We start from the raw sequence: 20,144 nt of genomic DNA on the forward strand, positions 1-20,144 counted from the left end.
GTCACGATGACGGGGCCGAAGTGAAGAAACCAGCGGCTGTCCCGGTCCTCGATAACCCGGAAGCCCTAGAGGTTTTCCGTCTGCGCCGCGCGCTTCCAGGCCGCCAGCGCCTGCGGCGCATCGTCGCGCGCTTCGGCCAGCTGGGCCAGCGCCAGCCAGGCGCGGCGGTAGAGCTCGGTGTCCTGCAAACCCAGACCGGCCTGCGTCAACAACTGCTGCGCCTTGCCCCACAGCTGCCGCTTCATGCAGGCCATGCCGGCCAGGTACTGCAGATTGGCGTCGCGCGGGTTGTTGCGCTGGGCCGATTCGATGCGCGCCAGCCAGTCCGCGTCGACCGAGTCCAGGCCGGCCTCCAAGGCCCGCGTCAGCCGCACGCGCAAGCCGTCGCCCAGGCTGCGCGGCTGGTCGACCATCCGCTCCCACACCGGCAGCAGCCAGCCGCGGGCCACCGCCAGGTCGCCATTCAGCAGCACCATGCGCTGGGCGGCCTGGATCGCGACTTCAGGCATTTCCCGTTCGTTGTTTTCGAGCGCGGCCCAGGCGCGCAGCAACTGGGCCGCGTCATGGGAATCCGACAGCACTTCAGTCGCCAGTCCGCGCACGATGCTCTGCGCCGCCGCCTCGGAAAAGGCGCGATGCTTGGCCAGCAGGCGCGCCGTCTGCAAGGCTTCGAGGGTGCGGCGCTCCTGCCGCGCCGCCTTGAGATGCAGTCGCAACGCCAGCGTGCGCCGCTGCACGCCTTGCGGCAACTCTTCCAGCCGCGCCAGCGCGGCGGCCGGGTCGCGATCTTCGAGCGCCCAGCGGGCCGATCGCAGCTGCACGCCTTCGCGGGTCTCGGGGCTGAGCACGCCGCGCTCGGCGCTCTCGCTGAGCGCCAATTGAAGATGCGCGTCGCGGGCCGGCCGGTCCTGCAGGGATTGCGCGCTTTCCGCGGCCAGCAGATGCGACAGCACCCGCAGCTGGCGGGCCTGAGGCAAGGACACATCGAGCCCCTCGAGCGCACGCTCCTGGGCCAGCGCGGCCAGCGCTGCCTTGCGCGCCCGCGAGAAACGCCCGGCGATCAGCTGCACCATGGCGTCGAGCAGCGCCGAATGCAGCGCGCGCTCCTTCTGCTGCACCCGCCACTGGCGTGCCTGGTGCGGCAAGGACAGCAGCGCCGCCAGCGCGCGCAAGGCGGCGTACAGCAGCACGAAAGCGCCGGCCAGCAACAGCAGCACCAGATTGAGCGACAGGTCGACCCGCCACGGCGGCCAGAACACGGTGACCGTGCCCTGGTTATTGCCGGCGAACAGCGCCACGGCGGCCGCAATGCCGAACAGCGCGAGAAGCCAGAGTGCGGCGCGCATCGGTCAGCGACCGGCCGCCGCCGTGGCCAGCGCGGCAAGCGTTTCGTCGACGCGCGGCGGCTCCGCGGTGCGCACCTGCAATTGCAACTGCTGCAACAGCGTGGCGGCCGTCTGCACCCGGCGTGACGCGGGATCGAAATAACGATTGAGCGAGCCGGCCACCAGCGCGAGTTCGCTGCGCGCGGTCTCGGCCTGGCGCGACAGCAGTGCGAGGCGGATGTTGAGCAGCTTGAGCTTGAGGTTCTCGCGCAGGAAGAAGGTCTGGTCGGGCGCCAGCAGCACTGCCTCGGGCCGCTCGATGCGCCCCACGCGCACCAGCGAGCGGGCTTCGCCGCGCACCGTGAGCAGCAGGCGTTCCCACCAGGGCACATCGGCCGGGATCGGCTCGGGCTGCCAGGGATTGGCGCCGCCGCGGCGCACCGCCACGGCGTTGAGCGTCGGCAGGTCGTCGACGCCGCGCATCAGTTCATCGAGTTTCTGCAGCGCATCGCCGCCGTCGCTGCTGGCCGTGGCACGCAGCCGGTCGGCGTCGCGCTGGATCGCGCGCTGCAGCGGCGCCAGCCGCGGCTGCGCGGCGCGCGTGATGCGCACGTCGGCCGCCTTCAGCGCGGCCAGCAACGGTTCGACGTTGCCGGTCGCCTGCGCCTGCTGCAATGCGAGGCGCAGCGTCGACTCGATGTCCACCACCAGGTTTTCGTCCCGCGAGCGCGACAGGCTCTGCATCAGCTCTTCGAGCTGCGAGCGTTGCAGCGCCACCTCGGCGAGCCGGCCCTCGGCCAGCGCCAGACGCGCCGCGGTGTCTCGCACGGTCTCGTTGGCCTGGCGCGCGAGCGTGCGCGCCTCGAGCGATTGCGCCAGGGAATCACCGCTCTGGCGCGCCAGTTGCTCCTGCATGCCGCCGACCTTCTGCCACAGCACCAGCACCATCACCAGCGCGACCAGCGCCAGCAAGGCGAGCAAGCCGAGGAAGATGCGCGACAGCACGAGCGCGCCGAGCGAGGCCTGCGCATGCCCTGCAACCGGCACCACGGACCGTGGCACGGCGTCGGGCACGCGTTCTTCGGGGGGCGGCAGCGCTTGACTCATGCGAACGATTCTATCGACGCGGTCAGCGCCGCCTGGCCGGGCGGCGCGACCCGCACCGAACCGAAACCGGCGGCGCGCGCAGCGTCGCCGATGCGGGGATGGGTGGCGACGGCGCGGGCCCGGTCCCAGCGCAAGCCGGGCAGCGCCGCGCACAGATTGGCGATGGCCTCGCCGCTGCTGAACAGCCAGACGCTGCCGTCGGTGGCTGCGGCAGTGGCCAATTGCCGCTCGGCCTCGCCCAGCACCGGCGCCAGCCGGCGGTAGGCGACGACGGTATCGATCCGGCCCCCCGCGGCCTCGATCTCCTGGGCCAGCCAGCCGCGGCCGATGGGTTGGCCCGCGGCATTGCCGCCGCGCACGATCAGCACGCGCGTACCGGGCCCGACCTGCGCGCGCACGTCGGCCCACAGGGTTTCGGAATCGAACTGGGCGGCCTCGGCCGCCGGCGCGTCGATGCGGGCCGCGGGCACGCCGGCCTCGCGCAGGCCGCGCACCGTGCCGGGCCCGGTGGCCCAGCAGCGCGGGAGATCCGCCCCCAAAGCCACGCCCTGGAAGAAATGCTCGGCCGCCGCCGCGCTGACGAACATCAGCGCCGACCAGTCGGCCAGGCGTACGCGCACAGCGCGCAGTTCGACCTCGTCCGCGACTTTGTCGATCACGATCAGCGGCAGCGCCACGGCGTCGAGGCCCGCGCTCCGCGATTCGGCGACCCAGCGCTGCGCCTCGCGCGCCGGGCGCGTGACGATCACGCGGCGGGTGGTCGGCATCGCGCGGTCAGCGCGCGCCGGCCGCGCGCAGTTGCGCCGCCACCGCCACGCCCAGCGCCTCGGCCTGCGCCGGGTCATCGACAGCGCCGGTGGTCTCGGCCTGCAGCAGGGCGCCCGAACCTTCGGCATCGCCCCAGGCGGCTTCGATGCGCAGCCGGCCGTCGGCCTGCCAGCGCGCATGCGCGGCCAGCGGCATCGAGCAGCTGCCACCCATGGTGCGGCTCACGGCGCGCTCGGCGGCCGTGGCCAGTCCGTCGCGGCGGCTCGCCAGCGGCGCGAGCAGTTCGAGCAGGTCGGCGCGGTCGGCGCGGACCTCGATGCCCAAAGCGCCCTGCCCCGCGGCCGGCAGCATGGTCTCGGGCGCGAAGGCCGTGCGAATGCGCTCGGCCAGACCCAGCCGCATCAGGCCGGCGGCCGCAAGGATGATCGCGTCGTAGTGGCCTTCGTCGAGCTTGCGCAGCCGTGTGTCGAGGTTGCCGCGCAGCGGTTCGATGCGCAGGTCGGGCCGCAGCGCGCGCAGCAGCACCATGCGGCGCAGGCTGGAGGTGCCGACCACCGCGCCCTGCGGCAGTGCGTCGAGCGTGGCGTAGCGCGGCGACACGAAGGCATCGCGCGGGTCCTCTCGCTCGAGCACGCAAGCCAGCGCGAAGCCCGCGGGCAGGTCCATCGGCACGTCCTTGAGCGAATGGACGGCGATGTCGGCGCGCCCCTCTTCGAGCGCGAGTTCGAGTTCCTTGACGAACAGGCCCTTGCCGCCGACCTTGCTCAGCGAGCGGTCCAGGATCTGGTCGCCGCGGGTGGTCATGCCGAGCAGGCTGACGGTGTGGCCTCGTTCTTGCAGCAGCGCCTGAACATGTTCAGCCTGCCAGAGGGCCAGACGGCTTTCGCGCGTCGCGATCACGATGTTGCTCAAAGCCGGTATCCAGTGATGAAGATGACCCGCGGGATGCTAGCATGTTGCGCCGCAGCAACGCTGTCGGCCCATCCGTTCCACCGAGGAGAAAACGCGAATGACGACAGGCAAGAAGGCGCCGGCCCCCGCACCCCGACGCGCACGCAGCGAAGACCAGCCGCTGATCGACGACATCCGGCTGCTGGGCCGCATTCTTGGCGATGTCATTCGCGAACAGGAAGGCAAGGAAACCTACGAACTGGTGGAGAAGGTCCGCACGCTGTCGGTGTCGTTCCGGCGCGATGCCGACCAGGCCGCCGACCGTGCGCTCAAGAATTTGCTCAAGGGCCTGAGCGCGGCCGAGACAGTGCGCGTGATCCGCGCCTTCACCTACTTCAGCCACCTGGCCAACCTGGCGGAAGACCGGCACCAGATCCGCCGCCGCGCCGAGGAAGACCGGGCCGGCGAAAGCCCCGACGGCAGCCTCGAGACCGCGCTGGCACGCATCCGCAAGGCGGGCGTGTCGCCGGCCGCGGTGGTCGAGTCGCTGGCCCAGAGCTACGTGTCGCCGGTGCTGACCGCGCACCCGACCGAAGTGCAGCGCAAGAGCATCCTGGATGCCGAACGCGCGATCGCGCAGCTGCTGACCGCGCGCGACGAGATCGGCTGGCGCCAGCAGGCCTTCGCGGGCAAGAAGGATGCGCTCTCGCCGCGCGAGTACGCCGAGAACGAAAGCCAGATCCGCATCCGCGTCACGCAGTTGTGGCAGACGCGCCTGCTGCGCTTCTCCAAGCTCACGGTGGCCGACGAGATCGAGAACGCGCTGAGCTACTACGAAGCGACCTTCCTGCGCGAGATCCCGCGCGTCTACGCCGAGCTCGAACGCGCGCTGGGCCATGAGGGCATCGCGCCCTTCCTGCGCATGGGCCAGTGGATCGGCGGCGACCGCGACGGCAACCCCAACGTGACGGCCGAGACGCTCGAGTACGCGCTGCGCCGCCAGTCCGAGCTCGTGCTGCGCCACTACCTCACCGAAGTGCACTACCTGGGCGGCGAACTGTCGCTGTCGGCCACGCTGGTCGATGTGTCGGTCGAGATGCAGGCGCTGGCCGAAAGCTCGCCCGATGCCAGCGAGCACCGCGTCGACGAGCCCTACCGGCGCGCGCTGACCGGCGTGTATGCGCGCCTGGCGGCCACGCTGCGCGAACTCACCGGCGGCGAGGCCGCGCGCCATGCGGTCGCGCCGCAGAACCCCTACCCGAACGCCGAGGCCTTCCTGGCCGACCTGCGCACCATCGCCGAGTCGCTGAGCGACAAGCACGGTGCCGCGCTGATCGCGCAGCGCCTGGGGCCGCTGGTCCGCGCGGTCGAGGTGTTCGGCTTCCACCTGGCGACGGTCGACCTGCGCCAGAGCTCGGACAAGCACGAAGCCGTGGTGGCCGACCTGCTCGCGCAGGCGCGCATCGAACCCGACTACGCCGCGCTGGCCGAAGACGCCAAGCAGACGCTGCTGCTGCGCCTGCTCAACGAGGCGCGCCCGTTGCGCGTGCCCGATGCGCAGTACACGCCACTCACGCACAGCGAGCTGGCGATCTTCACCGCCGCCCGTGCTTCGCGGGCGCGCTACGGTGTGGCCGCGATCCGCCACTACATCATCAGCCACACCGAGACCGTCAGCGACCTGCTGGAGGCGCTGCTGCTGCAGAAGGAAGTGGGCCTGCTGCGCGGCACGCTCGACGACAGCGCGATCCATGACCTGATCGTGGTGCCGCTGTTCGAGACCATCGAAGACTTGCGCAACGCGGCGCCGATCATGCGGGCCTTCTATGCGCTGCCCGGCATCAAGGCGCTGATCCAGCGCTCGGGCGCGCTGCAGGACGTGATGCTGGGCTACAGCGACAGCAACAAGGACGGCGGCATCTTCACCAGCAACTGGGAGCTGTACCGCACCGGGCTCGCACTGGTGGCGCTGTTCGACGAACTCAACGCGCCCGCGGGCAGCAAGAAGTCGGCTGGCACGCCGATCCGGCTTCGCATGTTCCACGGCCGCGGCGGCACGGTGGGCCGCGGCGGCGGCCCGAGCTACCAGGCCATCCTCGCGCAGCCGCCGGGCACGGTGCGCGGCCAGATCCGGCTGACCGAACAGGGCGAAGTCATCGGCTCCAAGTACGCCAACCGCGAAATCGGCCGGCGCAACCTCGAGACGCTGGTGGCCGCCACGCTCGAGGCCACGCTGCTGCCGGCCGGCAAGGCCGCGCCCGCGACCTTCCTCGGCGCGGCGGCCGAACTCTCGGCCGCCAGCATGGCCGCCTACCGCAAGCTGGTGTACGAGACCCCGGGCTTCGGCGACTACTTCTTCAGCGCCACGCCGATCCGCGAGATCGCCGAGCTGAACATCGGCTCGCGGCCCGCGTCGCGCAACCCCAGCCGCAGCATCGAGGACCTGCGCGCCGTGCCCTGGAGCTTCAGCTGGGGCCAGTGCCGGCTCACGCTGCCCGGCTGGTACGGCTTCGGCTCGGCCATCGAGCAGTTCGTGGCCGGCGCGCCCACCGCCGCAGCCAAGAAGGAACGCCAGGCGCTGCTGCAGCGCATGTACGTGCAGTGGCCCTTCTTCCGCACGCTGCTGTCGAACATGGACATGGTGCTGGCCAAGAGCGACCTGGCGCTGGCTTCGCGCTACTCGGAGCTGGTGTCCGACCGGAAGCTGCGCCAGAAGGTGTTCGGCATGATCGAGACCGAATGGCATCGCACCTCGGACGCGCTCACGCTGATCACCGGCGCCAAACAGCGGCTCGAAGGCAATGCAGAGATGCAACGCTCGGTGCGCCACCGCTTCCCCTACATCGACCCGCTGCACCACCTGCAGGTCGAGCTGATGCGGCGCTACCGCGCGGGCGAAGGCGGCGAGCGGCTGCAGCGCGGCATCCACATCTCGATCAACGGCGTGGCCGCGGGGCTGCGCAACACCGGCTGACATGCCACGGCGGCCCACATGCATGGCATGTGGGCCGCCTCCTACACAGGGTGTCGCAAGTCGCCGCGATGCGTCGAGCTGGCCAGAGGGAGTACCCTGTCCCCTACGTCAGTGGCTTTCGCTCTCTCTCGCGCGGTGGTTGAAACAACGTCCTCACAGGAAACCGTGTCATGTCTTACCCGCACACCCTCGCCCCGTCGAAAATCGACTTCGTCCGCACCGACGTCGACGCGCTGGCGTCCCACATGCACCAGTGCGCCAGGGCGCAGGGCCGCTGGTCCGCGATGCGTGGCCACCTGCAGCAGGTTCGCGCCATGGCTGCCGGGCGCATCGTCACCCTCGCCTGCGTGGCGGTCGTCTTCGGTATCGGATTCGCTGTCGCAGCCTGATCGGTGACCGCCGCCGCAGCGATCGCCCGCCTCGCCACCCTCAGCACCTACGCCCGACACCTCCTCCAGCGACCGCACGCACCGGTCCAACCGCCCATCCGGGCCGAACTCTTCGGCACCCAGCGCTTCAAGCAGCATGGGCGCAGCCTTGCCCGCGCGCAAGGGGTGCAGGCGGCCGATGCGGCGCGCACCGGGGCGCCCTTCTTTCCGCGTGTCGAGGAGAACCTCGTCTCGCTGCGCAGTGCCTTCGACTACATCGCGCTGATCTCGCAGAGCGGACGCTACGTCTCGCCCGCGGCCGAATGGCTGCTCGACAACTTCCACCTGGTCGAAGACCAGCTGCAGCAGATCCGCGAAGGCGTGCCACGCGGCTACTACGCGCGCCTGCCCAAGCTGGCCGATGCCCCGCTGGCCGGCCTGCCGCGCGTCTACGGCATCGCCTGGGCCTACGTCGCGCACACCGACAGCGTGCTCAACAAGGCGCTGTTCACCGCCTTCCTCGATGCCTACCAGGACATCGACGAACTCACGCTGGGTGAACTGTGGGCGCTGCCCACGACGCTGCGCGTGGTGCTGCTGGAGAACCTGCGCCGCGTGGCCGAAAGCATCGCCGAGAACAAGGTGGCGCGCGAGCTCGCGCACGCGGTCTGGGATGCCGCCGACACGCTGTCCACCGAGGAGCTCGACCAGCTCTACGCCACGGTCTGCGAACGCGGTCTGCAGGCGAGCTACTGCACGCAGCTGTGGCAGCGCCTGCCGGCCGAACGCGGCGCCAAGCCGCCGCCCTTGTTCGCCTGGACCGAGACTCACTGCCCCAACGGACCGCTGCTGATCGACCAGGCGCAGACGGCGCAGGCCGCCGCCAACCTCACGGTCGGCAACATCATCACCACGCTGCGCATGATCGGCCAGGTCGAATGGGTCGACCTGATCGAGCCGGTGAGCCGCTCGTTGCGCGTGCTGCGCGAATTGCCCAGCTTCGCGGCCGAGAGCGAACTCACGCGCCAGCAGATCACGCATGCGATGGAGCAGGTCGCGCGCACCAGCGAACGCACCGAACGCAGCGTGGCCGAGGCGGTGCTTCGCCTGGCGCGCAAGACGCCCGTGGCCAAGGGCCAGCGCTCGGACGCCGAGCGCACCGCGGGCTACCACCTGTTCGGACTCGGCCGGCCCGCGCTCGTCGCGGCGCTCGCAGCGGCCCGCCCGGGAAAGCCGCCCCGCCGCACCGCCGGCGCGCGGCCGCGACCGGCACGCCAGTGGCGCCTGCCGCTCTACCTGGGCAGCATCGCGCTCGGCACGGCCTTGCTGCTGACCGGGGTGGTGCATGAACTTCATCGCATCGAGCCCGGCGGTCTCGCCGGGACCGCCATCGTCGCGCTGCTGCTGATGGCCTGGCCGCTGTCCGAGGCCGTGATCGCGCTGCTGCACCGGATCGTCGCGGAGTCGGTGCGCGTGCAGGCCTTGCCGCGCCTGGACTTCGCCACCGGCATCCCGGCCGCGCACCGCGTGCTGGTCGTGATCCCCACGCTGCTGAGTTCGACGGCGGCCAATGCGCAACTGGTGCAGCGCCTCGAACTGCACTGGCTGGCCAACCGCGAGCCTTACGCGCAGTTCGCGCTGCTCACCGACTGGGCCGATGCGGCGCAGGCCGTGCAGCCCGGCGACGAGGCGCTGCTGGCCGATGCGCTGCAGCGCATCGCCGCGCTCAATGCCACCCATCCCGCGGCCGAGGGCGCCGTGCCGCGCTTCCTGCTGCTGCACCGGCCGCGCAGCTGGTGCGAGACCGAACAGCGCTGGATCGGCTGGGAACGCAAGCGCGGCAAGCTCGAGATGCTGCTGCGTCTGCTGGCCGCGGGCGATGCGAGCGGCTTCCTGCCGCTCGCGCCCGGGCTGCGGCTGGCCGCGCCCATCCCCTACGTGCTCACGCTCGACAGCGACACCGGCCTGCCGCCGGGCACGCTGCGCGAGCTGGTCGCCATCGCGGCCCATCCGCTCAATGCACCGCAACTCGATGCCGACGGCCGCCGCGTCGTCGCGGGCTTCGGCATCCTGCAGCCGCGCGTGGTCACGCCGCTGCCCATGCGCCAGGAGCGCTCGGCCTTCCACTGGATGTTCGCCGGCCAATGCGGCATCGACCCCTACAGCAGCGGCGCCTCCGACATCTACCAGGACCTGTTCGGCAGCGGTTCCTTCACCGGCAAGGGCCTGCTCGACGTGCAGGCGGTGCACGCCACGCTCGACCGCCGCCTGCCCGAGGGCGCGGTGCTGAGCCACGACCTGCTCGAAGGCAGCGTGGCGCGCTGCGCCGTGGTGAGCGACCTGGTGCTGATCGAGGACCACCCGCACCATGCGGGCGTGTCCGCCTCGCGCATCCACCGCTGGACCCGGGGCGACTGGCAACTGCTGCCGCTGATGCTGCGCGCGCGCCGCTTCGGCATCGGCGCGCTGGGCCTCTGGAAGATGAGCGACAACCTGCGCCGCGCGCTGGTGCTGCCGGCCTCGACCGCGCTGCTCGTGCTCGCGGTCTTCAGCCACGCGATGCCGCTGCGCTGGGCCTTCGCGGCCGTGGGGGCGGCGCTGGCCTTCGGCCCGCTGCTGGGCGCGCTCGCCGGCCTGGTGCCGACACGCCGCTCGATCGAACTGCGCCATTTCTTCGACGTCGGCCTGACCGAACTCGTGCGTGCGCTGACCGGTGCGCTGTGGCAGTTCAGCCAGCTCGCCACGCAGACGTGGCTGCTGCTCGACGCCACGCTGCGGGCCGCCTGGCGCCTGACGGTCAGCCGCCGCCGCCTGCTCGAGTGGACCACCGCCGAGCAGGCCCAGGCCCAGGCGCGCTATGGCCTCACGGCCTTCGTGCGCGGCGCGGCGCCGCTCAGCCTGCTGTGCGTGGCGTTGGCCATCGCGGCGCTGTGGAGCCCGCACCCGCTGCCCGGCGTGCTGCTGTTCGGCCTGTGGGCGCTCGCGCCGCTGGCCGCATGGTGGGCCAGCCGCGTGCCGGACGTCGACAGCGCCGCGCTGCCCGCCGACCAGCGCGCCTACCTCGACACGCTGGCGCGCGACACCTGGCGCTTCTTCGAGCACGCGGTGGGCCCCGAGGACAACCACCTGCCGCCCGACAACCTGCAGCTCGAGCCCGAAACGACGACCGCGCACCGCACCTCGCCGACCAACGTCGGCATGTACCTGCTGGCGAGCTGCTGCGCGCGCGACTTCGGCTGGATCGACGATGCCGCGCTGGCCACCCGGCTGGGCGCGACGCTCGACAGCGTCGACCGCCTGGCCAAGCACCGCGGCCATCTCTACAACTGGTACGACACGCAGACGCTCTCGGTGCTGCAGCCGGCCTACGTTTCGAGCGTGGACAGCGGCAACCTCGCCGGCCACCTGCTCGCGGTGGCGCAGGCCTGCCGCGGCTTTGCAGCGAGCGCTGGCGACGAGGCGTCGCGCAGCGCGCTGCAGGCCCTGGCCGCGCGCTGCGACGCGTTGTGCCACGGCATGGACTTCCGCGGCCTCTACGATCCCAAGCGCCATCTGTTCCACATCGGCCTGCGGGTCGACGACGATGTGCTCGACGCCAGCTACTACGACCTGCTGGCCTCCGAGTCGCGGTTGCTGAGCTTCCTGGCCATCGCCAAGGGCGACGTGCCGCGCCGCCACTGGATGGCACTCGGGCGGCCCTTCCTGTCGGTGGGCGCACAGTCCGGCCTCAAGTCGTGGTCGGGCTCGATGTTCGAGTACCTGATGCCCGCGCTGGTGATGGCCGAGCCCGACGACGGCCTGCTGCAGGTGGCCAACCTCGCGGCGGTGCGCGAGCAGCAGGCCTTCGGCAAGGCGCAGGGCCTGCCCTGGGGCGTGTCCGAGTCGGCCTACTTCGCACGCGACCATTCGCTGGCCTACCAGTACTCGCCCTTCGGCGTGCCGCGGCTCGCGCTGCGCCGCACACCGCCGACCGATCGCGTGATCGCGCCCTACGCCAGCGCGATGGCCGCGCAGGTCACGCCGGGCGACGCGGTGGCCAACCTGCGCCGGCTCGAGGCACTGGGCGCGCGCGGCGACTTCGGCTTCTTCGATGCGGTCGACTTCACGCTCTCGCGCCAACCCGAAGGCGAGCCGCAGACCGTGGTGCGCAACTTCATGGCGCACCACCAGGGCATGTCGCTGGTGGCGCTGTGCAACGTGCTGCGCGACGGCGCGCCCCAGCGCTGGTTCGGCAGTGCGCCGCTGGTGCAGGCGCATGTGGCGCTGCTGCACGAGCGCACGCCGCGCCAGATCATCGGCAGCGCCGATCCGCGCCCGCCCCCCGAGCCCAGCGTGGCCGACGTGGCACCGGCCCACCAGCCGCGCCTGGTCGACCCGATGCAGCCGGGCTTCCAGCCCACGCACCTGCTGTCGAACGGCCGCTACACCGTGGCGCTGCGCGCCAGCGGCGCGGGCGTGAGCCGCTGGCGCTCGTTCAACGTCACGCGCTGGCGCGACGACCCGCTGCGCGACGGCCACGGCACCTTCTTCTACGTGCGCGACGAACACAGCGTGGCGCTGACCTCGCTCACCGCCCTGCCCGCACCGGGCAAGGGCTGGCAGTACCGCACGCGCTTCCTGGCCGACCAGGCGCAGTTCGAGGCCGGCGGGCCGGGCCTGCAGACGCGCATCACGGTGCTCATCAGCCCCGAGGACGACACCGAGCTGCGCACCGTCACGCTGCACAACACGGGCACCGAGGCGCGCACGCTCGAACTGGTTTCCTACTTCGAACCGGTGCTGTCGAACCCGAAGGCCGACGAGGCGCACCCCGCCTTCGCCAACCTGTTCGTCGAGACGCGCTGGGAGCCGGCGCTGCGCGCGCTGCTGCTGTCGCGCAAGCCGCGGCTGCACGGCGATGCGGCGATGGCTGCGGCGCACTTCCTCGCCTCGACCGATGCCCACGTGCTGGGCGTCGACTGCATGGCCGACCGCCGCGCCTTCCTCGGGCGCAACCACACGCTGGCCACGCCACGGCTCGACACGCAGCCGGTCGACGCGGCCGGCGCGCCGGTCAACGGGCTCGATCCCATCGCCTGCCTGCGCGTGCGCCTGCGGATCGCGGCCGGTGCCACCGCGCGGCTCACCTTCGCGACCACCGCCGACCTCGACCTCGAAACGCTGATGCCGCGCATCGACCGCTATCTGCAGCCGATGCACGTCGAACGTGCGATGCGCATGGCGGCCACGCTGGCCCAGGTGCGGCTGCGCGATCTGGCGATCGACCCGGTCAAGACCCGCGCGCTGCAGGACCTGACGACCATCCTCACCTACACCACGCCGCGCGTGATGAGCGACCGCGGCGCCATCGACCTGCGGCAGATCTGGCGCTTCGGCCTCTCGGGCGACAAGCCGATCGTGCTGGTGCGCATCCACTCGACCATCGGCATGGGCCTGGTCAACACGCTGCTGCGCGCCCAGCCCTGGTGGGGCTTCGGCGGCGTGGCCTGCGACCTGGTGGTGCTCAACGGCGAACCCGGCTCCTACCTGATGCCGCTGCAGCGCGAGATCGAGGCCTTGCGCGCCCGCGTGGCCCACGAAACGCAAAACAGCTTTCCGCGCAACGACGCGGCCGGCTTCTACCTGCTGCGCGACGCCGAGGTCGCGCCCTCGGAGAAGGCCGCCCTGTCGACGCTGGCCCGCGCGGTGTTCAGTGCCGACGGCCGCTCGCTCGAGGCCCAGGTGGCCGCGTTGCGCGACGCCGCCGTGCCCACGGTAGCCGACGCGGCAGTGCCGCATACGCCGCTCGCGCGGCCGCCCGTGCCGGCGCAGGTCGATGCCGCCGCGCAGGCGCCGCAGGGCGGTTTCGACGCCGCGAGCGGCGAGTTCCGCTTCGAGGTCGACCTGAACCGGCGCACGCCCAAGCCCTGGATCAACGTGATCGCCAACGCTTCCTTCGGCTTCCAGGTCTCGGAGTCGGGCACCGGCTACACCTGGGCCGTGAACAGCCGCATGCACCAGCTCACGCCGTGGTCCAACGACCCGGTGCAGGACCCGGCTTTCGAGCACTACCTGCTGCAGGACCTGGACACGCGCGAGCTGCTGCCGCTCACGCCCGCGAGCCGCGGCGCCAGCGCCGCGCGGCACCGCGTGCGCCACGGCCAGGGCTACACCGTGTTCGAGTGCCTGCACCACAACATCGTGCTCGAGACCACCTTCTTCGCCGACCGCGACGAGCGCATGAAGCTGGTCCATGTGCAGGTGCGCAACGAAGGCGTCGGCCGGCGCCGCCTGCGCGCGCTGGCGATGGTCGAGTGGCAGATGGGTGCCGCGCGCGGCGAACGTCGCACGGTGCACAGCTGGAAAGGCGAGGACCTGCCCGCGGTGTTCGGCCAGCAGCGCGAGTCCAGCGCCGGCTTCGGCGGCAGCACCGCCTTCGTCGCGCTCGGCGGCCTGTCGGGGGCGCTGCAGTGGACCTGCGAGCGCAGCGAGTTCTTCGCCGGCCATGGCGGCATCGAGGTGCCCGACACGCTGGGCGAGCGCGCCGGCAGCGGGCTCGATGCCTGCGCCGCGATCGGCGCCGAGTTCACCCTCGAAGCCGGCCAGGGCGTTCGCTTCTCCTTCATGCTGGGCCAGGCCGACGACGCCGAGGCCGCCACGCAGCTCGCGCGCCGTTGGCAGACACGCGACGTGGCCGAGGCGCTGCAACAGGCGCGCGGCTTCTGGGACGAACTGCTGGGCCGGCTGCAGGTGCGCACGCCCGATCCGCTGTTCGATGCGATGGTCAACCGCTGGCTGGTCTACCAGACGCTGGTCTGCCGGCTCTGGTCGAAGGCCGGCTTCTACCAGGCCGGCGGCGCCTTCGGCTTCCGCGACCAGTTGCAGGATGCGATGGCCTTCGCGCTGACCGACCCGGCCCGGCTGCGCGAGCAGATCGTCGTCAACGCGGCTCGCCAGTTCCCCGAGGGCGACGTGCAGCACTGGTGGCACATGCCGGGCGGCGCCGGCGTGCGCACGCATTTCTCCGACGACCTGCTGTGGCTGCCCTATGCGGTGGCGCACTACGTCGAGGTGTCGGGCGATTCGACGGTGCTCGAGCACGCCGTGCCCTTCATCGACGGCCCGGCGATTCCCGAGGGCGCGGAAGACGCCTACTACGCGCCGCAGACCGGCAGCGAGAGCGCGAGCGTCTACGAGCACGGCGCGCGTGCCATCGATCACAGCCTGGCGGTCGGCGTGCACGGCCTGCCGCTGATGGGCACGGGCGACTGGAACGACGGCATGAACCGCGTCGGCCACGAAGGCCGTGGCGAATCGGTGTGGCTCGCGTGGTTCCTGTGCAGCGTGGTCGAGCGCTATGCGCCGATCGCGCAGTCACGCGGCGAACACGCGCGCGCCGACCGCTGGCTGGCCGCGCGGCAGGGCTGGATCGCCGCGCTGCACGACGCGGGCTGGGACGGCGCCTGGTTCCGCCGGGCCTTCTTCGACGACGGCGCGCCGCTGGGCTCGTCGGCCAACGACGAGTGCCGCATCGACCTGATCGCGCAGGCGTGGTCGGTGCTCTCTGGCGCTTCCGATGCGGCGCACACGCAGCCCGCGCTGGCGGCCATGAAGACGCAGTTGCACGACGACGCCGCGGGCCTGCTGCGGCTGCTGCATCCGCCGCTCGCGCATTCGGTCCACAACCCGGGCTACATCCAGGCCTACCCGCCGGGCGTGCGCGAGAACGGCGGCCAGTACGCGCACGCGGCCGTGTGGGGACTGATGGCGCAGGCGCTGTCGGGCAACACCGAGGCTGCATGGCAGAGCTTCGAAGGGCTGAGCCCGGCGCACCGCGCGCGCCATGCGACGCGGGGACCGGTCTACGAACTGGAGCCCTACGTGATGGCCGGCGATATCTATGGCGCCGCGCCTTATGTGGGCCGCGGCGGCTGGAGCTGGTACACCGGCTCGGCCGCGTGGCTGCACCGCGCGGCGATCGAGACCTTGCTGGGGCTGGTGGTGCGCGGGGATCGGCTGTCGCTGACGCCGCGCGTGCCGGCGCACTGGCCGGGCTTCGAGCTGGTGCTGCGGCTCGACGGCCGGGTCGTCACGCTGCAGTACGGCGATGCGCGCACGCAGGGCGTGGCGCTCCAGGCCGGCGCGTGGATCGACTGGCGCCATGCGACGACCGAGCACGCGGCGGTGTCCGATGCATCGGATGCCGTGTGGGTGTCGATCACCGAGGCGGGCCGAAGCGATGCGCGTCAGAAGTCGATCGAAGCCGACAGCATCAGCGTGCGGGGCGCGCCGACGGTCACGTAGGTGCTGGTCACCCAGTAGTTCTTGTCGAACACGTTCTCGAGGTTGGCGCGCAGCGTCACCGGTTTGCCCGCCACCTGGGTGGCGTAGCGCGCGCCGATGTCCAAGCGCGTCCAGTCGGGCACGCGCAGGCGGTTCGCGGCGTCGGCATACACCGACGAGGTGTTGATCACACGGCCGTTGAAGCTCAGGCCCTGCACCCAGGGCGTATCCCAGTCGAGGCCCAGGTTGAAGGTGCGGTCTGGCACGCCAGCGGCGTCGTTGCCCTGGTTCACGCCACCGGCCGTGCGCGTGAGCTTGGCATCATTGAATGCGGCGCTGGCCATCACGCGCAGTCCACGCTGGATTTCGCCGTAGGCCGTCAGCTCCAGGCCGCGGTTGCGCTGCTCGCCGTCGAAGCTGTAGACCTGCGTGACCGGGTCGGTGAGGCTGTTCGGCCGGCTGATCTGGTAGACGGCAGCCTGGGTGGTCAGTTGGCCCCAGTCCACCTTCACCCCCACTTCGTGCTGGTTCGACTTCTGCGGCGCGAAGGTCTCGCCGACGTTGGCGGTGCCGGGGCCGGCCGTGCCGCCGCGCGTGAGGCCGGCGGTGTAGTTGGTGTACAGCGAGACGTTGGCCATCGGCTTGAACACCACGCCGGCGAGCGGCGAGATGGCGCTGGCCTTGTAGTGGGTGGTGGTGGCGCCCGTGGTCTGCGAGAAGCCGTCCTGCTCGATGGTCTGGTCGCGCAGGCCCAGCGTGACGAACACGCGGTCGTTGGCGAAAGACATCGTGTCGGCCAGCACCACGCTGGATTGCGTGAGCTCCGCCGACTTGACTGCGGGTGTGCGCGCGGTCGTCACGGCGGGCAACGACGACGGGTTGTAGAGATTGGACGGGTTCGTCGTGGCCGAGGTGGCGTAGAAGTAGCCCGACTCCTGGCTCAGCCGGTTCACGCCCAGCGCCAGCGTGTGTTTGACACTGCCCGTGTTGAAGCGAGTGCGCACGCCGGCATCGGCCGCGGTCGTCTTGCTGTAGAAGTCGTAGTAGGCGTTCGAGACGTTGAAGTTGCCCAGCGAATTCGGCCGGCCGCTCGGGAAGGTCTGCTGGTAGTCGAGGTCGGTGTAGCCCACGCTGCCGTAGGCCGTGATGCGGTCGTTGATGTCGTACTCGACGCGCGAGATCGTGGTCTTGACGTTGTCCTTCAGTTCGGTGCCCGGATAGAAGTTCAGGCGGGCCGAAGGCGCTTCGGGGATCTGCGTGATGCCGGCGGCGAAGCTGGTCTGCGGCCGGAACTCGCGGGTCTCGCCGCGGCTTGTCAGCGCATCAAGCGACCATCTCAGGCGCGTGCCCAGGTAGTCCAGGCCCAGCGTCGCCAGGCCGAGCTTCTGCTTGCCGTTGTCGATGTTGCCTTCGCCGTTGCGCAGCACGCCGTTGACGCGCACGCCCCACTGATTCTCCTCGCCGAAGCGGCGGCCCACGTCCAGGTGCGTGCCGAACTGGGCATCGCTCATGTACGTGGTGGTCAGGCGCGTGAGCGGAACGTCGCCCGCGCGTTTGGTCACCACGTTGATGCTGCCGCCGACGCTGCCGCTGGGGCCGACCCCATTGGCCAGCGCGCCGGGACCCTTGAGCACTTCGACGCGCTCGACCATTTCCAGCGGGATGCGCGTGGTGGGCGCTAGGCCGAACAGCCCATTCATGCCGATATCACCGTTGGGCACGGTGAAGCCTCGCACCTGGAAGTCGTCGCCGAAACCGCCGCGGGACGTGAGCGGGCGCACCGACGCGTCGTTCATCACCACATCCGCCACGCTGAGGGCTTGCTGGTTGTCGATCAGCTCCGAGGTGTAGTTGGTGGTGCTGAAGGGTACGTTCATCAGGTCGGTGATGCCCAGAATGCCCAGGCTGCCGCCGCGCGCGAACTGGCCGCCCGAGTAGGTCTTCTGCAGGCCGCCGATGGCTTCGGCCTGGTCGGTGACCACCACTTCCTTGAGCAGCGCGTCGGAGGTCTGTGCAGCGACACCCGCAGCGGCGAGCACGAGGCAGGCGCCCAGGGAATGGCGCAACAGATGGGCGAGCGGCGTGGGGGCGAAACGGAAATCGGCGCGAGGCGAGGAACCGGAAGGCAAATGCATGGGAAGTGACGAGAAGACAGGCGAATGAACCGGCGGGGCCGGAAGAACCAGGCGGCCGGACGTCGGCACGACGACGCGGGCTCACGGTGTGTCGGATCGATTCAAAAGAGAAACGAAATGACAATGATTCTTATTATATTGACGCTGTAACGAATCTCGTCACTCACTGCGCGGTGAGAAACAAACGTCGATAAATTGTTGTTTGAGTGAGACGCTGCCCGGCGTGCGCGGCTGCGCCGACGCAGCGGCCACGCACAGCGGCGGGGCCGCGAGGAACTCCGCGCGGCCCGAGCGGCGCAAGCGCTCAATCCCCCAGCAATTCGCCGATGGGTTGCAGGTCCTCGACCCTGTCGCAGATGGACTTCACGACCATCATGATCGGAATCCCCAGCAGCAGCCCCCAAATCCCCCAGAGCCAGCCCCAGAAGATCACGCCGATGAACACCGCCACCGGGTTCATGCGGCTGGTGCGGCTGGTGAGCCAGGGCACCAGCAGGTTGCCCACCAGCGTATGGATCAGCAGCGAGATGCCGCCCACCAGCAGCGCCATCTCGACGCCGTTGAACTGCAGGAAGGCGACCAACGCGGAGGCCCCCATCACGATCACCGAGCCCACGTAGGGGATCAGATTGGTCAGCGCCGCGAGGATGCCCCAGACCGCCGCGTTCTCCAGCCCGATGGCCCAGAAGGCCAGGCCGGTGGCCACCCCGACCAGCGCGCTGCTGGCGATCTGCACCAGCAGGTAGCGCTGGATGTGGCCGGTGATGTCGTCCAGCACATGCACGGTGATCCGCTTCTTGCTGAGGCTGTCGCCTGCGATCTTCACCAGCTTGCGCCGGAAGGTGTCGCCCGAGCACAGCGCGAAGAAGGTCAGGAAGGCCACCAGCGTGAGCTGGCCGGCGGCGGTCATGAGGCCGACCGTGCCGCTCCAGAGGTAGTCCCGCACGTTGAAGGGCGGGCGTTCGACGATCACGCGCTGCACGCCGCGCCGCGCGGCCGGTGCCGCCTGCGCGGCCTGCTCGAGCTGGGCCGCGGCCTTCTGCACCGTGTCGAGCGCGCTGGCGTTGTCGCGCGGCCCGCGCACCATCGCCACACGCAGTTTCTGCGCGGCCAGGGGCAGCGAGTCGACCAGTTGGGCGGCACTGCCCGAGAGCGAATAGCCGGTCCAGCCGAAGGCGCCGCCGATGGCCAGCAGGATCGCCGCCGCGGCCAGCGCCCGCGGCACATGCCAGCGCACCAGCCGATTGACCAGCGGCGCGAGCGCATAGGTCGCCAGCAGGCTCAGCATCAGCGGAATGAAGACCGCCGCGGCCCAGTGCAGCGCGAACACGCTGGCCAACACCGCGAGCAGCACCAGCGAGGCGCTGCGCACGTCGACCGGCATGTGGAGCAGCACGCGGTCGCGGGCCTCCTGCGCCGCCTCCTGCGTGACTTCACGCACCATGTCCGGCGCGGCCGCAGGCGCTCCAGCGGCAGGCGCAGGCGCAGGCTCGGGCGCCGCGTCGACCGGCGTTCCCTCGGGGGGATGGATGGCACTCATGGCGTCTCCTTCAAAGCTTCACGCACGCACGCCAGTTGGCGGCGCGACACCACCACCGGCTCCGCGATGCCGTCCAGGCGCAGCGCCCAGCCTTCGGCGTCTTCGCCGTCGTCGTATTTCTCCAGCGCACGGATCGCAGCGCGCGCCACCAGCGCATTGCGGTGCACGCGCACGAAGTGCTGCGGGTAGCGCTCCTCGAACTCGGCCAGCGAGCCGTCGAGGATGTGGCTGCGGGTGGCGGTGCGCACCGTGAGGTACTTGTATTCCGACTTGAGGTACAGCACCGCGGCCAGCGGCACGCGCTCGGTGCGGCCGCGGTCCTGGATCAGCAGGTGGGGCTGCGGCGGGGCTTCGGGCGCCGGCGCGCGCTTCTCCTTGAGATGGCGCTCGACCTTCTGCAGCGCCTGCTGCAGCCGCTCGACGCGCACCGGCTTGGTCAGGTAGTCGACCGCGTCGAGTTCGAAGGCGGTCACGGCATGCGCCGCGTGGGCGGTGACGAACACGATGGCCGGCGCATCGGGCCGGCCCTGCAGACTGCGCGCGAAAGCCATGCCGTCCATGCCCGGCATGTGGATGTCGAGCAGCACCAGGTCGAGCGGCATGCGGTCGATCTGTTCGCGTGCCTGCTCGGCATGGGCGGCCTCGGCCACCACCTCCGCGGCCGGCGTTCGGCAATCGCCCAGCAGCGTGCGCAGCCGCGACCGGGCCAGGGCTTCGTCATCGACGATCAGGGTTCTCAATGTCATTTTTTTCTCTCCTCCCTCCAGCCCGTGG

The 20,144-nt window shown here is 70.8% G+C and carries 10 protein-coding genes; 3 read left to right on the forward strand and 7 right to left on the reverse strand.

The genetic code is table 11. The annotated features are described in order from the left end of the window. Positions 1-65: 65 nt before the first annotated feature. The 4 genes from ACSFBC_RS07795 to hemC are packed head-to-tail and all read right to left on the reverse strand — an operon-like array spanning position 66 to position 4,112. A complete protein-coding gene (locus tag ACSFBC_RS07795) occupies positions 66-1,346 on the reverse strand; it encodes a heme biosynthesis protein HemY (protein WP_435509734.1) in 1,281 nt (426 codons plus the stop codon). A gap of 3 nt (positions 1,347-1,349) precedes the next feature. After that, positions 1,350-2,432 carry a uroporphyrinogen-III C-methyltransferase gene (locus ACSFBC_RS07800; protein WP_435509735.1) on the reverse strand — a complete coding sequence of 361 codons (1,083 nt, stop codon included), beginning with the start codon at positions 2,430-2,432 and terminating at the stop codon, positions 1,350-1,352. Next, positions 2,429-3,199 (reverse strand): uroporphyrinogen-III synthase, encoded by a 771-nt coding sequence (locus ACSFBC_RS07805; protein ID WP_435509736.1) that lies wholly within the window; start codon positions 3,197-3,199, stop codon positions 2,429-2,431. The genes ACSFBC_RS07800 and ACSFBC_RS07805 overlap by 4 nt, the downstream gene beginning before the upstream one ends. A gap of 7 nt (positions 3,200-3,206) precedes the next feature. Beyond that, positions 3,207-4,112 (reverse strand): hydroxymethylbilane synthase, encoded by a 906-nt coding sequence (gene hemC / locus ACSFBC_RS07810; RefSeq protein WP_435509737.1) that lies wholly within the window; start codon positions 4,110-4,112, stop codon positions 3,207-3,209. A gap of 97 nt (positions 4,113-4,209) precedes the next feature. Here hemC and ppc point away from each other — a divergent pair, with 97 nt between their 5' ends. The 3 genes from ppc (at position 4,210) to ACSFBC_RS07825 (ending at position 15,716) form a co-directional block, all read left to right on the forward strand. Continuing rightward, positions 4,210-7,065 carry a phosphoenolpyruvate carboxylase gene (ppc, locus tag ACSFBC_RS07815; RefSeq protein ID WP_435509738.1) on the forward strand — a complete coding sequence of 952 codons (2,856 nt, stop codon included), beginning with the start codon at positions 4,210-4,212 and terminating at the stop codon, positions 7,063-7,065. Positions 7,066-7,235: 170 nt separating this feature from the next. Continuing rightward, complete coding sequence (locus tag ACSFBC_RS07820; protein WP_435509739.1) at positions 7,236-7,454, forward strand: hypothetical protein; 219 nt, start codon at positions 7,236-7,238, stop codon at positions 7,452-7,454. A 3-nt stretch (positions 7,455-7,457) separates the two neighbouring features. Further along, complete coding sequence (locus ACSFBC_RS07825; RefSeq protein WP_435509740.1) at positions 7,458-15,716, forward strand: glycoside hydrolase family 94 protein; 8,259 nt, start codon at positions 7,458-7,460, stop codon at positions 15,714-15,716. On the opposite strand, the gene ACSFBC_RS07830 is transcribed toward ACSFBC_RS07825, so the two are convergent. From ACSFBC_RS07830 to ACSFBC_RS07840, 3 genes are all read right to left on the reverse strand, one after another. Next, on the reverse strand, positions 15,659-17,830 hold the full coding sequence (locus ACSFBC_RS07830; RefSeq protein WP_435509741.1) for a TonB-dependent receptor: 2,172 nt from the start codon (positions 17,828-17,830) through the stop codon (positions 15,659-15,661). The two genes, ACSFBC_RS07825 and ACSFBC_RS07830, sit on opposite strands and share 58 nt — an antisense overlap. A 304-nt stretch (positions 17,831-18,134) precedes the next feature. Then, entirely contained in the window at positions 18,135-19,370 is a 1,236-nt protein-coding gene (locus ACSFBC_RS07835; protein ID WP_435509742.1) for an AI-2E family transporter, read from the reverse strand. Next, positions 19,367-20,116 (reverse strand): LytR/AlgR family response regulator transcription factor, encoded by a 750-nt coding sequence (locus tag ACSFBC_RS07840; RefSeq protein WP_435509743.1) that lies wholly within the window; start codon positions 20,114-20,116, stop codon positions 19,367-19,369. The genes ACSFBC_RS07835 and ACSFBC_RS07840 overlap by 4 nt, the downstream gene beginning before the upstream one ends. Positions 20,117-20,144 lie beyond the last annotated feature (28 nt).

This window comes from Variovorax frigidus (genome assembly GCF_051216515.1).
Taxonomy (GTDB): domain Bacteria; phylum Pseudomonadota; class Gammaproteobacteria; order Burkholderiales; family Burkholderiaceae_C; genus Variovorax.